Below are 14,621 nucleotides of genomic sequence, written 5' to 3' on the forward strand. Positions count from 1 at the left end.
GCATCACTTACTGCGCGGCTCCTTATGGAGGCATTCTCCGCATGTTCCGTAAAGCACGGTCGCCGTTTTATCTATCGCAAAGCCTTCGTTTTTAGCGAGGTTATAGGCGAGCATATCGGCCTCTCCCGTATCCATGTGATATGTGCGCCCGCAGCTTTTGCAGTAAAGATGCAGACAGTCGCGGCAGGCCTCGTTGTCGGTATATTGAAAGAATATCTCTCTGCTGCCCGATTTCGTTATCTTTCGCACTTTTCCCTCTTCGGCAAGCTCGGCAAGGTTGCGGTATACGGCGCTCACGCTTATGTTCTCCTCCTTGAGCGACTCGGAAATCTCTCGCGCCGAAAGCTGCATATCGGCATGAGCGGAAAGAAAGGAAAGCAGTATTTTTCTCTGCCTCGTCATATATTTGTTCAAAATACGCACCCCCAATTTGCGACTGCTTCGCAAATGAGTATACCATATACTGATTTCTTCGTCAATATTTTTTATTTTTGATATTGACAAATCAATTTTGCCTATGTATAATACCTACAAAACATATTAAATTAATAAGTTATTGGAGGAAGCAATGCAGCGATTTTTTATAGACCTTTTGAGAGAAAACTTCAGATACGGGCGAATGTGCCGATTCAGCAAATGACGAATGACAAATGTGTTAAGGAGACCTTGTTTATGAAAAAAGAAAACATAACAAAACAGGCCCTCACCGAAGACCAGATCGAAAGAATAAAGGAGCTGTCAAGAAAAATAAGGTTCGGCTCGCGCACCCTCTTTTTTCAGGACGGTATTTTAGTGCAAATTGATGTAAATGAAAAAATACGCGTGCGTACTGAATAAAACTGACCGGACATACCGGAGGTTTTGCAAAAATGCGTTTTTGCAAAACCTCTTTTTTATGCCCTTTATTCTATAGAGGGAGGAAAATAAAAAACAATGCAAAAAATCAAATCCTTTTTACCCGTGATTTTCTCGGCTATTGCCATGATTACTGCATTTGCATTACCCGATTCGCCGCTTCATCCCGAAGCACAGGCGCCTTTTCTTTCATATGTTTTTGCCGCAGTGCTCCTATTAACGGCCGCTATGTTCTTCATAAGCCTGAAGAATACGCCGCTTACACGAAAATATACGAACAAAGCGCCGTTCTACTGCGGAGTACTCGCCTTTTTAACAGTTCTGAATATACTCACCGTAAAAACGGCCGCGCTTCCCGTGCTCTATTTCCCATCGCTGGATCGTGTTTTCGGCGTGCTCATCACCGACGCGGCTTTCATCGGGAAATGCCTTCTTTACTCGCTCAGGCTGCTTATCACGGGCTGGGTATGCGGCGCGGCGGCAGGTATCCTCACCGGTATCGCCATAGGCGTAAGCAAGCAGGCCCGCTACTGGGTATATCCGCTCGTCAGGGTGCTTGGTCCAATACCGTCAACGGCTTGGGTGCCGCTCGTGCTTGTGAGCTTTCCCACGGTAGTTTCCGCAAGCGCCTTCCTTATCGCTCTTGCCGTATGGTTCCCCACTACGGTGCTTACCTCCAGCGGTATAGGAAGCATTCAGAATTCATACTTTGAAGCGGCGGCAACACTCGGTGCGACGCCGACCTACACGATATTCAAGGTAGCTGTGCCGGCAGCGCTCCCGCATGTATTCATAGGGCTTTTCAACGGCACGACGGCTTCATTCATAACGCTTGTCACCGCCGAAATGCTCGGCGCAAAATACGGCATCGGCTGGTATATAAACTGGCAGAAGGAAATGATGTCATATGCCAACGTATACGCGGGTCTCATAGTAATGTCGATAACATGCTATCTTGTCATAACATTCCTCTTTAAGTTCCGCGACAAGGTACTCATATGGCAAAAGGGTGTGATCAAATGGTAGGCGGAATTGAAATAGCTCATGTGAATAAGGAATTTACAAATCCGCAGGGAGAGACCGTCCGTGCGCTGAATGACGTAAGCCTTAATATTGCTCCCGGCACATTCATATCGCTCATCGGCCCGTCGGGATGCGGAAAATCCACTCTGCTTAGGCTGATTTCGGGACTCATTTCTCCCGATACAGGAAGCGTAAGGCTCGACGGCGAGGATATAACGGCTCCCGGCAGCGACCGCGGCTTTATGTTCCAGGAGCATACGCTTTTCCCGTGGCTGAATATTTACGACAATATCGCCTTCGGGCTTAAAGCGCGAAAAATATTCAAGGGCAGCGAAAAGCTGGTTGATGAGTTCATCTCCCTTGTAGGGCTTACAGGCTTTGAAAAGTACTATCCCCATCAGCTTTCAGGCGGAATGTGCCAAAGAGCATCTCTTGCTCGAGCGCTGGTCGGTCATCCGAAGGTGCTGCTTTTAGACGAGCCATTAGGCGCGCTTGACGCGTTCACCCGCATGAATATGCAGGACGAGATACTCAGGATACGCGCGGAACAGAACATGACCATGATAATGGTCACCCACGACGTTGACGAGGCCATATATCTCTCGGACAAAATAGTCGTTATGACTCCGCGCCCCGGAAAGATAATAAGTGTCATAGACGTTGATCTTTCCCATCCGCGGGCACGCGGCGAAGAGGATTTTCTTTTGTACCACACAAAAATACTGAAGCTTTTAAATTATACGATATCGAAACCGGAACCGGATTATTATCTATAAAAAACAAAAAAGGAGAAAATGACATGTTTAAAAAAATACTTATATTCGCTCTTTGCGCGCTGCTTATCATTTCATTTGCAGGATGCGCTTCCAACGGCAATAACGACAACGACACACAAAACGAACAGACGGCTGCCGATCAGGCGGCGAGCGGCGAGGACAACGGCGGGCTTTTTCACTTAAAAGTGGCCTACTCTCCATCTCTTTGCCAGGCTCCGCTCCACATAGCCGTTGAAAAGGGCTTTTTCGAAGAAGAAGGCATAGACGCGGAGAATATTCAGGTCGAAGCTGCCCACGTTATGGAAGCCGTTGGCGCAGGTCAGGTGGACGTAGGCTTTGGTCTTATTGGAAAGTTCCTTCTGCCAATAGAGAACGGACTTAACATACGCTTTACGGCGGGCATACATACGGGCTGCATAAAGATACTCTCTCTCCCCGACTCCGGCATTAACTCCATTGCCGATCTTCGCGGCAAAAAGATAGGCGTAACGGGTCTGGCAGGCGCTGAGACAATCGTTGCAAAGCGCGCACTCGCTAATGAAGGCATAAGCTTTGACGAACAGGCTCCCGAGGTGGAATTTCTCGTTTTCGCAAGCTCCGATATGGGACAGGCGCTTCAAAACGGTGCAGTTGACGTTATCGCTCTCGCCGATCCGAACGCATCGCAGTATGAGGACGAATACGGTCTTACCGTGCTTCTCGACACCGCCGCAAGCGAGGGATTTAGGGACGAATACTGCTGCGGAGCCTTCGTTACGGAAGCGCTGGCGACTGAGCATCCCGAAATCGCCGCCGCATATACCCGTGCCGTTTTAAAGGCAGCCGTTTGGGTAAACGAGCATCCTGAGGAAGCGGCGCAGATACAGATCGAAAAGAACTACGTTGCCGGCGACGCCGAGTTCAACGCGAAGGTATTAAGAAGCTACAACTACATTCCCTCCGTTCAGGGCGGATACGACGCGATACAGCTCAGCGTGGCACAGCTTACCGACATAGGCATATTAAAGGAAGGTACCGTTGCAAAGGAATTTGCAGACAATGCTTACATTTTCTTTGACGACGTGCCCGACACATATGCGCCTGAAGAAATAGGACTTTCCGTTTCGGACAAAACTTCAGAGACTTCCCTTGAGATAAGCACCGTTTCATATTCCGAAGACGGCGTCGAATATGACGAGCTGTTCGGAGAGGACTGCTGCTCCAAGAATCCCGCGGCAAACGACTGCTGCGAGTCCGCAAACGGTTACGGCGTATCCAAAACACGCGCAGACACACTTTATACCTGAAAAAATAAACGGAGGATATAACAATGGCTGTAAGGACCGTTCATACATGCTCCGACTGCGGCGTACTCTCCTGCCGCAGTCGGAATGAAGAAAAATACCCCGCCTTCTGTCTTACGAAAAATGTTGACAGCAAGCTTTTAGCCGAGGCAGTGTCAATATATAAGGACGACGAGGAGCTTGGCCGCATAGCGCGCACCTCAGCCTGCATTGAAGGTGAATTCTACGGCAAGCTTACCCGGGTGGAAGAGACCATAGAATTTATAAAGCGCATGGGTTATAAAAAGATAGGCATAGCCTCCTGCGTCGGTCTCATGAAGGAGACCGGGATATTCACAAAGATATTAAGACAGAATAAGATAAAATACTATACAGTCGGATGCAAGATAGGCGCTGTCGATAAGACAGAGATAGGCGTTCCGAACGAGAAAAAGCTTAACGGCGGCTGCGGGCACGAATCCATGTGCAACCCCATAATGCAGGCGAAAGCCCTCGCCGCAGAAAAGACCGATTTCAATATAGTCATCGGGCTGTGCGTCGGCCATGATACTCTGTTCTTAAAGCACAGCGAAGCGCCGACGACCGTTATGATCGTAAAGGACCGTGTTCTCGGACACAATCCCGTCGCCGCGCTCTATACGGCGGACGGCATGTATTCCAGATTCAAAAAATAGCCTTCATCTAATGCTTTCATTTTTCCATACCAAAGACGCCGCATCGTTTTCTTTCGATGCGGCGTCTGTTTTCTTTCGATGCGGCGTCTTTACATTTTATATTTCTTATTCAAGCACTGCGCCTCTTGCGGCGGAGGTGACGAGCTTTGCGTATCTTGCAAGGTATCCCGTCTTTACCTTCGGCTCGGGGCATACCCACTTTGCCTTGCGCTCTGAAAGCGTCTTTTCGTCAACGTCGAGAGTTATCGAGCACGACGTGATGTCGATGTTTATCGTGTCGCCTTCTTCAACGAACGCGATCGTGCCGCCCTGCGCGGCCTCGGGGCATACGTGGCCTATCGAAGCGCCGCGCGTTGCGCCGGAGAAGCGTCCGTCGGTGATAAGCGCAACGTCCTTATCGAGGCCCATTCCCGCAATAGCGGAAGTGGGATTTAACATCTCGCGCATACCGGGGCCGCCCTTCGGGCCCTCGTAGCGGATAACGACTACGTCGCCGGCCACTATCTTACCGTCGTAGATCGCCGCAATGGCGTCGTCCTCGCTGTCGAACACGCGTGCCGGACCTGAATGCTTCATCATTTCGGGAGCTACCGCCGAGCGCTTTACAACGCAGCCCTCGGGCGCAAGGTTGCCCTTAAGTACCGCGATGCCGCCGTCCTTGGAATACGGGTTATCTATGGGACGGATTATCTCGGGATTGCGGTTTTCAACACCTGCTAAGTTCTCCGAAAGCGTTTTGCCTGTGCAGGTCATAACGGACGTGTCAAGAAGTCCCTTTTTCGTAAGCTCGTTCATAACGGCATATACGCCGCCTGCCATTTCAAGGTCTTCCATATAAGTATTTCCGGCAGGCGCAAGGTGGCAGAGGTTAGGCGTATTTGACGAGATCTCGTTCGATGCGTCAAGGTCGAGCTCAATGCCGCACTCGTGCGCTATCGCCGGAAGGTGGAGCATCGTATTCGTGGAGCAGCCGAGCGCCATATCTACGGTCTCTGCGTTTTTGAAGGCCGCCTTAGTCATAATGTCGCGCGGCTTTATATCCTTTTTAACGAGGTCCATTATCTGCATTCCGGCGTGCTTTGCAAGACGGATGCGCGCCGACCATACGGCCGGTATAGTGCCGTTGCCGCGAAGGCCCATGCCTATGGCCTCTGTTAAGCAGTTCATTGAATTGGCCGTATACATACCGGAGCACGAGCCGCACGTGGGACATGCATTGTTCTCGTATTCCTCAACGCCAGCCTCATCAAGTTTGCCTGCATAGTAGCTGCCTACGGCCTCGAACATGTGGCTTAAGCATGTGCGTCTGCCGTCGCTAAGATGACCTGCGAGCATCGGGCCGCCGGAAACGAATATCGTGGGAACGTTCACGCGCGCCGCCGCCATAAGAAGGCCGGGCACGTTCTTATCGCAGTTAGGTATCATTACGAGGCCGTCGAACTGGTGCGCCATTGCCATAGCCTCGGTGGAATCGGCGATAAGGTCGCGCGTTACGAGCGAATACTTCATGCCGACGTGTCCCATTGCTATGCCGTCGCATACGGCGATAGCAGGAAACCCAATAGGCGTGCCGCCTGCGGCTCTTACGCCCGCCTTTACGGCCTCGGCTATCTTGTCGAGGTTCATGTGGCCGGGGACTATTTCATTATACGAGCATACTACGCCGATGAGCGGACGCTCAAGCTCCTCTTTCGTGTAGCCGAGCGCATAGAAAAGAGAGCGGTTCGGCGCGGTGGGGATACCTTTTTTTACATTGTCAGAACGCATATACGTTGCTCCTTTCATAAATAGGTCAAAAGACAGGGCCGACGCGCAGCCTGCCCTGTCCTATAATAGTCAGATACGTTTTAGTTCGAAGCGGTATCGAGGTCCTTGTCGCCGCCCCAGATCATGTTCTTTCTGAGCTCCTCGCCAACAACTTCCATCTGATGCTTCTTAAGCTGAGCACGCTTTGAATTGAAGAAAGTGCGTCCGTTCTTGTTCTCGGCTATCCACTTGCCCGCGAACGTGCCGTCCTGAATGTCGGACAGTACTGCGCGCATACGCGCCTTCGTCTCCTCGTGCGGGATAACGCGCGGACCCGACATATATTCGCCGTATTCCGCGGTGTCGGATATCGAGTAGTTCATTGCGGCAACGCCGCCCTTGTTTATAAGGTCGATGATGAGCTTAAGCTCGTGTATGCACTCGAAGTATGCGTTTTCCGGCTCGTAGCCTGCCTCAACGAGCACCTCGAAGCCGCAGCGCATAAGGTCTACAACGCCGCCGCAAAGAACGGTCTGCTCACCGAAAAGGTCGGTCTCGGTCTCGTCGTGGAATGTAGTCTCCATAACGCCTGCGCGTGCGCCGCCGATCCCGGCGATGTATGCAAGCGCGATGTTGTAAGCGTTTCCGGTCACGTTCTGCTCAACGGCAACAAGGCACGGAACGCCCTTGCCTGCAACATACTGCGAACGAACGGTGTGGCCCGGTCCCTTCGGAGCCGCCATAAATACGTCAACGTCTTTTGGGGGAACTATCTGCTGATATCTGATATTGAAGCCGTGCGCAAATGCGAGGGCCTTTCCCGCCGTCATATACGGAGCTATCGACTTCTTATATACTTCGGCCTGGACCTCGTCGTTTATGAGGATCATAACGATATCTGCCCATTTTGCGGCTTCTTCTATAGTTTTGACCATAAGACCTGCGCCCTCGGCCTCTGCCCAGCGCTTGCTGCCTTCTCTAAGGCCTACGCATACGCTGCAGCCCGAATCCTTTAAGTTGAGCGCATGTGCGTGTCCCTGCGAGCCATAGCCTATGATCGCTATATTTTTACCGTCAAGATAATTTATGTCGCAGTCGTTTGCATAATACATTTTTGCCATTTTCAAAGCACCTCTTGTTTATAAAATGTTTAATTCATGTTCTTGCCTAAATTGAACTCTTTGTTCTCTTTAGTTTCATCAACTATGGTAGATTCGCCGCGCTCAAGAGCCACGGTACCGGTGCGTGCAAGCTCCAAAATACCGAAATTCTTTAAAAGATCCTGCATCGCATCTGCCTTGTCCTCGTCGCCTATAAGAGCTATCGTGAGAGTTTTAAGCGATACGTCGATTATTGAAGCGCGGAAAATATTAACTATCTGTATTATCTCGTTGCGCATATCAGGCTCTTCCGCTTTCACCTTATAAAGCACAAGCTCGCGCCTTACCGAGGTCTTTCTGGGCAGCTCCTTTACGGAGTATACCGAAAACATCTTGCGAAGCTGATTCATTATCTGCTCTGCCGCCGCATCGTCAGCCATAAGCTCTATCGTTATTCTCGAAACGGAAACGTCGTCGGTAGGACCTACGGCCAGCGATTCGATATTATAGCCCTTGCGCGAGAAGAAGCGCGTTACATGACTTAAAACGCCCGCCGCATTTTCAACCAGCACAGAAAGGGTATGTCTTCTTATTTCGCTCATAATCATATGCTCCTTTCCTTAATCAAGCAAGAACTCGTCGCTCTTTGCGCCGCCGGGTATCATCGGATTTACAAGGTCTTCGGTATCAATGTTTACTTCTATCATGTAATATCCGCCCGCCTTTACGGCCTTCTCGAATTCGCGGTCGAACTCTTCCTTCGTGGAAACGCATACGCCCGTAAAGCCGAACGCCTCCGCGAACTTAACGAAATCGGGACCGCGGTCAAGCGTCGTCTGGGAGAAGCGTCTTCCCGCCGTAAGAGCCTGCCACTGGCGCACCATGCCGAGCGCGCGGTTGTTGAAAAGTACCGTTATTATCGGAACGCCGTAATACTTCGCCGTCGCATATTCCGTATAATTCATGCGGAACGAGCCGTCGCCCGTACAGTGAACAACAAGCTTGTCCGGATTTGCTATCTTTGCGCCTATCGCCGCGCCGAGGCCGAAGCCCATCGTACCGAAACCGCCGGAGGATATGAACTGCTTCGGGCGCGTGCAGTTAAAATACTGAGCGAGCCACATCTGATGCTGTCCTACGTCGGTGGTAATTATCGTATTCTCGTCGGTGTGCTTGTTTATTATATCAACGATCTCCTTAGGCGTTACACTGCCTGCCGAAGCAGGCGCAGCCTTCGGCTTCTGCGAGAATGTTTCTTCTCTCCATTCGGGATAATCGTAGGTGGGAAGCTTCTCATTTATCATCTCCAGCACGCGTCTTGCGTCGCCGATGATATGATGATCGGTCTTTACGTTCTTATCTATCTCGGCGCGGTCAATGTCTATGTGAACTATCTTTGCATTCCTTGCAAAGAACTGAGGAGCCAGAGCAACGCGATCTGACAGTCTGCATCCGATGATTATAAGAAGATCGCATTTAGTCGTTGCTATATTCGAAGCGCGCGTACCGTGCATGCCTATCATGCCTGTAAATAACGGATGATCGCTGGGACATGCGCCTATGCCCATCATGGAAGTAGTAACGGGAGCTCCCAGCTTTTCAATAAACTTTCTGAACTCGGGCACGGCGTCCTTCGAGCGGATTATGCCTCCTCCGGCTAAAACAAGAGGCTTTTTCGCTTCAGCTATCATGGAAAGCAGCTTGTCTATATCCTCGGCGTCCGGTTCGGGAGCCTTTAAGTTATTGTTGGCACGCTGTACTCTTTTGCCGAGTCTGCCGCTCTTTGCATGCTCTGAAAGCGGCAGCGGTTCAAAATCAACTTCGGTAAGCGTAACATTTTTTGCTATATCGATAACTACGGGACCCGGTCTGCCGCTTCTTGCAATGGCGAAAGCCTCGCGCACTACGTCTGCAAGCGTCTCGGGGTCACGTACAAGATAATTGCACTTCGTTATGGGCATCGTTATACCGGTAACGTCGACCTCCTGAAAGGCGTCCTTGCCGATAAGCGCCTCGGGCACGTTTACGGTTATGAAGACGACCGGGGAGGAATCATAAAATGCTGTAGCTATACCGGTAGTCAAATTCGTGGCGCCGGGGCCGCTCGTTGCAAAGCAGACGCCTACTTTTCCCGTAGAACGGGCATATCCGTCGGCTGCGTGAGCCGCGCCCTGCTCGTGCGAGGTGAGAATGTGATTGATCTTCTTGCCGTATCCGTGCAGTTCGAATTCGTCGTAAATGTTCAAAATAGTACCGCCCGGATATCCGAAGACCGTGTCGACACCCTGCTCTAAAAGACACTCCATGAGTACCTGCGAACATTTCATTTTCATATGGATCGGTTCCTCCTTTTTTAGACTTCCCGGATAAAAACAAAGCTTTATATAAAAGAGCAACAATATCGCGTTACAGCGTTTTTTAACATAAACGCGGATACTTTTACCCGGCAAATTAAAATAAATTTTTACAAAAGACCAGCCGCCCAACCCAAAAAAGCGGCAAAAGCCTATAAAAATGTGATTATAGATTATCATACAATATTACTGCGGCATTGTCAATCAGGGATGCGCAAAAATATGTGTATTATATCTCGAATAACCTTAAACAAAAACAACCGCTGCCCTTTGGACAATCCCGGATAACAGAAGCTTTTTAATTAAATGCGTCGAAACCGTTGTGAGATGATATATTCATTAAAAAACGAATAGCGCCCCAAAAAGCAAGCGAAAGGCCTGCTTTTTTGGGGTGTAGGTATTTCTTTATTTTACCTCATTATCGCGGCGCTTTTTGACTGTCGGGTTTTCGCTGTTGATTTTCTGACGGCACGGACATTCTTTGTCGTGATCGTTGATAATGCCGCATGCCTGAAGGTGGGAATAGATCGTAACTGCGCCGACGGACGTGCCTGCTCTTGCAATCTGGTAGAGCATATAGGAGCTTTTGGGCATTTTTACATTGTCAACGATAGCTATGATGCTCTTTGCCAATTCAAGCGAAAGCTCAATCAGTTTATTTTAGGCCACAATGCTCACTCCTTGGCTTATTTTATGATATATCGCCTGCGCGACATGATATACGGCTTGCGCCGCATGATATACAGCCGCTTCGCGTCTATATGATATAATATCCGTTTCCTTATACACGGGAGGCGTATATCATCCGCGAAAGCGGATATCATACCGCAGGTATATCACCCGTTTCGGAAAAACGGATATCATTGCAAAAGGCACTTGCATTTGCAAGTGCCTTTTGCAATGGTGCCCGAGGCCGGAATCGAACCGGCACGGGATTGCTCCCACGGGATTTTAAGTCCCGGGCGTCTACCAGTTCCGCCACTCGGGCATTGGGAACGACTAATATTATATACTTAAAGCATATCAAATGCAAGACTTTTTATAAAAATACTGAAAAATACTTATGAAAGCTTTCTTTGCGCGCGCGAAAGGAATTTCTCGGTATTCACGATAAAACGCTCGTGCGTGCCCCGCGCCACAAGCTCGCGCTCGTCGCGAACCTCAAAAGAAAAAACGAGCCGCTTATTATCTATTTCGTCTAAGCACACGCGGGCGGTTATGCTCATTCCCTCGGGCGTTGCGCGAAGATGCTCAAAATTCATAAGCGTGCCTACCGTTGACTCGCCTTCGGCCATATAGTTCTGCGAAAGTCTGTAAGCCGCGTTTTCGACCGCCAGCACGAGATACGGCGTCGCCGCTACGGGATATCCCCCGCTTCCCAATGATACGGCTGTGCGTGATTCGTTTATATCGTTCTTTACCTCAAAAGTCATTCCTGTTTTAAGCATTTTTATCTCCTTTATGATGCTTTATCGCCGTTAAGCCCATTCCTTCTATATAAGAATACCCTCTAAATGGTCCATCTCATGCTGGATTATCTGCGCCGTAAATCCCGTAAAAGACTTTATCTGCATTTTAAATCTCTCGTCGCGGTATTTAACCTTTATCGTTTTGTATCTCGTCGTCTCCCGCTTTCCCGGGATCGAAAGACATCCCTCCTCGGCTTTATATTCACCCTCGCAGCTCAAAAGCTCGGGATTGAACATTGCGACGAGCCTGCCGTCCTCATTCACCGCGATTATGCGCTTTGACACGCCGATCATATTCGCCGCCATGCCTACGCATTCATGCCTGTGCGCCTCAAGCGTATCAAGAAGATCTCTTGCATCGGATAAGTCAGCCTTTACGGCGGGCCGGGACTTCTGCATAAGAAACAGAGCGTCTCTTACGATGGGCTTTACCATATGCGTTCTCCTTTTATTCTTTAAAAGTCATGCTGCGGCGGAGTTTTATCTCCGCCGCAGCTTAAAACCACATTATTCGGCAGCGGCCGAAGTAATGATAACTTCATGCGTTTCCTCGTTATAGTCAACGCCGAATCCTATTGCATCGCCCAGGTCGCGCAGCTTAAAGAAGTTGTTGCCGCCGAGATTGTAAGCCTCAAGGCTTGCCGACTCATTGTTTACGGCAACGGACTGACTGCTTTTAACACAGCTTTGAGACTTATCGGAGCCCGTCTCAAGCTCGCCGCCCGCAGGAGTATAAGATGCGCCGGTCGTTACGTCGATTCTGCCCGTTTCGGCATTATACGCCACCTCGAACTGCGAAGGCGTATCGCTTAAGAGCATAGCCATATCTCTTAACTTGAAATAATTATAACCGTCAATATTATAAACCTCAAGCTCTACAGCTTCGCCGTTCACAGTTATCTTCTGATTGCTCAGTATAACTGCCGGCGCCTTAACGGGAGCCGTCGTCTCCTCCGCCGTCGTGAACGCGTAATACGCGTCCTCATCGCCGCTCATCATAAGAAGGTCTATCGTTAAAACATTGCCCTCTATCGTCACGCCCTCGCCGGTGCCTGCCGTCTGACGAACGGGAGCGGGCATCTCAAACGTCATAACGAACGCCATCTGTGCCATTGCGTCTTCAAGCTCCGACGCAAGCGCTTCTTCGTCAACGCTCACATCAACGTCTTCATCCAATGCGGCTGCGTCTTCATCTGTAATATCAAAATCCTCATCGGAATCCGATCCGCTTATCGTTATGGAGAGATCCATGCTTCCGTCTTCGTTCATCGACAATATGGGGCGATCCTTCGTATTGTCCTCTGCCTCCATGTTTATCTCGGCCATCGTATCCTCATACCAGGTCATTGTGTTGAACTCTTCGACATTAGCAAAGGTTTTCTGTGTTATTGCGCCGTAATACGTTGTATCGCCGTACTCAAAAACGTCGTATCCGCTGAGATCTGGCGTGCTCGTATCGTCGCCCGACGCCGACTTCAGCGCTTCAAGAGTGTAGCCCACCTTCATGGTAACGCTGCCGCTTCCGTCTGTGTTTATTTTTGTTTCGCTTATGCCTGCCATGCATCCCGCAAGCATAGCCGCAATAACGACTATCGCCGCTATTGCCGCAAAAATTTTGCCTTTTTTCATTGTTTTGCCTCTTTTCTTTTAAAATTTATTCTAATTATAATACACATTAGCGATTTTCTCAAGTTTTTTTCGCCGTGCATCAGCGAATATAGTTAAAACTTATCCGCTCCTCGCGTTTGGGCAGCGTTATCCCCGCTTTCGCTCCCGCTTCTTTTATTTTCAAAAACCACGCCATGTTTCGCGCAAGCACCCGCATTATCTGAAGTCCCTCAGGATCCGAGCGCACCTCGTCGGGAGAATTGCCGTGCACTATGTTCCAATATCGTGATGAGATTATCGGCATCTGCGCGTAAAGAAAATATTTGTTCGTTTGGTCTATCGCCGACGTCGTTCCCGCACGCCTTGCCGAAACGACCGCCGCCGCAGGCTTTAAGTAAAACGGCTCTTTTCCCGATTTCGACGCACAGTAGAACACTCTGTCCATAAAGCTTTTCATCGAGCCGTTCATTCCGGCATAATATACCGGCGACCCGAACACGAAGCCGTCGTATTCGGCCGCAAGGCTTAAAAATTCGTTTACCTTATCGTCGAACACGCATTTTTTAAGCGACGCGCACTTTTTACAGGCTATACATCCGGCAACAGGCTTTTTCCCTATCCAAAAATATTCCGCCGTTATCCCTTCCAAATCAAGTGTGCGCTTTATCTCGTCAAGAGCAGTATAAGTGCAGCCTCGTTCGTTGGGGCTCCCATTTACAAGCAGTACCTTCATATGTATGATTCCTCCCTTTGCGGCGCAGGCAGCATTTGACCCGAGCCGTGAATATGTGATACAATTTCAAAAAACGCGCGAGGTATATTTATGGACAACAACACCGCCATGCATATTATAGCACGTATGAGAAGCGATTTCCCCACAAAATTCGGCGTGCCGCGTCAAAGCGGGCTTGCCGCTTCGCTTGAATCACGCATCGTATTTGAACCGGCGTTCAGAAATCCCGATTTTCTGCGCGGCATTGAAAATTACTCTCATTTATGGATAATATGGCAGTTTTCCGAAAATATTACCGCAGGCTTTTCCCCGACGGTTCGTCCGCCGAGGCTTGGCGGCAACAAGCGCGTGGGCGTATTTGCCACTCGCTCGCCTTTTCGTCCCAATCCCATAGGGCTTTCCTGTGTGAAAATAGAACGCATAGACCTTCACACGGACAACGGGCCCGTGATCTACGTGTCGGGCGCGGATATGACCGACGGCACCCCGATATACGATATAAAACCGTACCTGCCTTACGCGGATTCACACCCAGAAGCGCGGGACGATTTTACGCGCGGCACTCCCCGCGCGCGCCTTTTCGTCGAGTTCCCGCCGCATCTTTGTGCCCGCGTTCCAAAGGCGATCATTCGTCCGCTCACGGAAGTTCTTTCGGAAGATCCCCGCCCTGCATATCAACACGATGCCTCGCGTATATATAAAATGCCCTTTGCAGATATCGAGGTGCATTTTTCCGTAGACGGCGAAAAGTTGTATGTAGTTGATATACTCGATCACACGGAGAAAAAATAAATAGCGTTTTAGTTTTTTGTTTTTTTGTTATGGTACAAATGATATGTGACAAAAGAGAATGGAAATCCAACTCGAACATGGTATGATGAAGTTACCACACAAATCAACCATGAAAGAGATGAATTTCCATGACCAGTTTAGCATCTGGCGCGCATTTCCGTCAACAGGTAATCAAGTATTCAGAGAAGAACGGAGTAACAAAAGCCGC

Annotated in this window: 16 protein-coding genes and 1 tRNA gene; 6 read left to right on the forward strand and 11 right to left on the reverse strand. The window is 49.6% G+C overall.

What is annotated here, in order from left to right; translation table 11 throughout:
* Positions 1–3: 3 nt before the first annotated feature.
* The gene (locus IJG50_05025; GenBank protein ID MBQ3379213.1) at positions 4–414 is read right to left on the reverse strand and encodes a transcriptional repressor; all 411 of its coding nucleotides are present in this window, start codon (positions 412–414) and stop codon (positions 4–6) included.
* 258 nt (positions 415–672) lie between these two features.
* On the opposite strand from IJG50_05025, the gene IJG50_05030 reads away from it, so the two are divergent.
* The 5 genes from IJG50_05030 (at position 673) to IJG50_05050 (ending at position 4,611) form a co-directional block, all read left to right on the forward strand.
* Entirely contained in the window at positions 673–837 is a 165-nt protein-coding gene (locus IJG50_05030) for a YezD family protein (protein ID MBQ3379214.1), read from the forward strand.
* A 96-nt stretch (positions 838–933) separates the two neighbouring features.
* Positions 934–1,881 carry an ABC transporter permease subunit gene (locus IJG50_05035; GenBank protein ID MBQ3379215.1) on the forward strand — a complete coding sequence of 316 codons (948 nt, stop codon included), beginning with the start codon at positions 934–936 and terminating at the stop codon, positions 1,879–1,881.
* Positions 1,875–2,654 carry an ABC transporter ATP-binding protein gene (locus IJG50_05040; GenBank protein MBQ3379216.1) on the forward strand — a complete coding sequence of 260 codons (780 nt, stop codon included), beginning with the start codon at positions 1,875–1,877 and terminating at the stop codon, positions 2,652–2,654. Before IJG50_05035 ends, IJG50_05040 begins: the two co-directional genes overlap by 7 nt.
* 23 nt (positions 2,655–2,677) lie before the next feature.
* Complete coding sequence (locus IJG50_05045) at positions 2,678–3,940, forward strand: ABC transporter substrate-binding protein (protein ID MBQ3379217.1); 1,263 nt, start codon at positions 2,678–2,680, stop codon at positions 3,938–3,940.
* Positions 3,941–3,963: 23 nt separating this feature from the next.
* The gene (locus IJG50_05050) at positions 3,964–4,611 is read left to right on the forward strand and encodes a DUF1847 domain-containing protein (GenBank protein MBQ3379218.1); all 648 of its coding nucleotides are present in this window, start codon (positions 3,964–3,966) and stop codon (positions 4,609–4,611) included.
* A gap of 105 nt (positions 4,612–4,716) precedes the next feature.
* On the opposite strand, the gene ilvD is transcribed toward IJG50_05050, so the two are convergent.
* The 10 genes from ilvD to IJG50_05100 all read right to left on the reverse strand — a co-directional run bounded on the left by ilvD (position 4,717) and on the right by IJG50_05100 (position 13,621).
* Complete coding sequence (gene ilvD, locus IJG50_05055) at positions 4,717–6,378, reverse strand: dihydroxy-acid dehydratase (GenBank protein MBQ3379219.1); 1,662 nt, start codon at positions 6,376–6,378, stop codon at positions 4,717–4,719.
* Positions 6,379–6,458: 80 nt separating this feature from the next.
* Complete coding sequence (gene ilvC, locus IJG50_05060; protein MBQ3379220.1) at positions 6,459–7,478, reverse strand: ketol-acid reductoisomerase; 1,020 nt, start codon at positions 7,476–7,478, stop codon at positions 6,459–6,461.
* A gap of 29 nt (positions 7,479–7,507) precedes the next feature.
* On the reverse strand, positions 7,508–8,065 hold the full coding sequence (gene ilvN, locus IJG50_05065; protein ID MBQ3379221.1) for an acetolactate synthase small subunit: 558 nt from the start codon (positions 8,063–8,065) through the stop codon (positions 7,508–7,510).
* 12 nt (positions 8,066–8,077) lie between these two features.
* On the reverse strand, positions 8,078–9,790 hold the full coding sequence (gene ilvB, locus IJG50_05070; GenBank protein ID MBQ3379222.1) for a biosynthetic-type acetolactate synthase large subunit: 1,713 nt from the start codon (positions 9,788–9,790) through the stop codon (positions 8,078–8,080).
* 426 nt (positions 9,791–10,216) lie between these two features.
* Entirely contained in the window at positions 10,217–10,405 is a 189-nt protein-coding gene (locus IJG50_05075) for a DNA-3-methyladenine glycosylase I (protein ID MBQ3379223.1), read from the reverse strand.
* A gap of 307 nt (positions 10,406–10,712) precedes the next feature.
* A tRNA-Leu gene (locus tag IJG50_05080) sits at positions 10,713–10,799 on the reverse strand.
* Between the two features lie 73 nt (positions 10,800–10,872).
* Complete coding sequence (locus IJG50_05085; GenBank protein ID MBQ3379224.1) at positions 10,873–11,259, reverse strand: thioesterase family protein; 387 nt, start codon at positions 11,257–11,259, stop codon at positions 10,873–10,875.
* 45 nt (positions 11,260–11,304) lie between these two features.
* Positions 11,305–11,715 (reverse strand): peptide deformylase, encoded by a 411-nt coding sequence (locus IJG50_05090; protein ID MBQ3379225.1) that lies wholly within the window; start codon positions 11,713–11,715, stop codon positions 11,305–11,307.
* Between the two features lie 72 nt (positions 11,716–11,787).
* Positions 11,788–12,909, reverse strand: coding sequence for a hypothetical protein (locus IJG50_05095; protein MBQ3379226.1), 1,122 nt, complete (start codon positions 12,907–12,909; stop codon positions 11,788–11,790).
* Between the two features lie 79 nt (positions 12,910–12,988).
* Positions 12,989–13,621 (reverse strand): flavodoxin family protein, encoded by a 633-nt coding sequence (locus IJG50_05100; GenBank protein ID MBQ3379227.1) that lies wholly within the window; start codon positions 13,619–13,621, stop codon positions 12,989–12,991.
* A gap of 108 nt (positions 13,622–13,729) precedes the next feature.
* Here IJG50_05100 and tsaA point away from each other — a divergent pair, with 108 nt between their 5' ends.
* Positions 13,730–14,413 (forward strand): tRNA (N6-threonylcarbamoyladenosine(37)-N6)-methyltransferase TrmO, encoded by a 684-nt coding sequence (gene tsaA, locus IJG50_05105; protein MBQ3379228.1) that lies wholly within the window; start codon positions 13,730–13,732, stop codon positions 14,411–14,413.
* Positions 14,414–14,621: the final 208 nt, after the last annotated feature.

The organism is Clostridia bacterium, assembly GCA_017405765.1.
GTDB lineage: Bacteria > Bacillota > Clostridia > Oscillospirales > RGIG577 > RGIG577.

Coding starts and splice junctions, on each gene's coding strand:
- IJG50_05030 (MBQ3379214.1), top strand. CDS start 673: ATGAAAAAAGAAAACATAACAAAACAGGCCCTCACCGAAGACCAGATC.
- IJG50_05035 (MBQ3379215.1), top strand. CDS start 934: ATGCAAAAAATCAAATCCTTTTTACCCGTGATTTTCTCGGCTATTGCC.
- IJG50_05040 (MBQ3379216.1), top strand. CDS start 1,875: ATGGTAGGCGGAATTGAAATAGCTCATGTGAATAAGGAATTTACAAAT.
- IJG50_05045 (MBQ3379217.1), top strand. CDS start 2,678: ATGTTTAAAAAAATACTTATATTCGCTCTTTGCGCGCTGCTTATCATT.
- IJG50_05050 (MBQ3379218.1), top strand. CDS start 3,964: ATGGCTGTAAGGACCGTTCATACATGCTCCGACTGCGGCGTACTCTCC.
- ilvD (MBQ3379219.1), bottom strand. CDS start 6,378: ATGCGTTCTGACAATGTAAAAAAAGGTATCCCCACCGCGCCGAACCGC.
- ilvC (MBQ3379220.1), bottom strand. CDS start 7,478: ATGGCAAAAATGTATTATGCAAACGACTGCGACATAAATTATCTTGAC.
- ilvN (MBQ3379221.1), bottom strand. CDS start 8,065: ATGATTATGAGCGAAATAAGAAGACATACCCTTTCTGTGCTGGTTGAA.
- ilvB (MBQ3379222.1), bottom strand. CDS start 9,790: ATGAAAATGAAATGTTCGCAGGTACTCATGGAGTGTCTTTTAGAGCAG.
- IJG50_05075 (MBQ3379223.1), bottom strand. CDS start 10,405: ATGCCCAAAAGCTCCTATATGCTCTACCAGATTGCAAGAGCAGGCACG.
- IJG50_05085 (MBQ3379224.1), bottom strand. CDS start 11,259: ATGCTTAAAACAGGAATGACTTTTGAGGTAAAGAACGATATAAACGAA.
- IJG50_05090 (MBQ3379225.1), bottom strand. CDS start 11,715: ATGGTAAAGCCCATCGTAAGAGACGCTCTGTTTCTTATGCAGAAGTCC.
- IJG50_05095 (MBQ3379226.1), bottom strand. CDS start 12,909: ATGAAAAAAGGCAAAATTTTTGCGGCAATAGCGGCGATAGTCGTTATT.
- IJG50_05100 (MBQ3379227.1), bottom strand. CDS start 13,621: ATGAAGGTACTGCTTGTAAATGGGAGCCCCAACGAACGAGGCTGCACT.
- tsaA (MBQ3379228.1), top strand. CDS start 13,730: ATGCATATTATAGCACGTATGAGAAGCGATTTCCCCACAAAATTCGGC.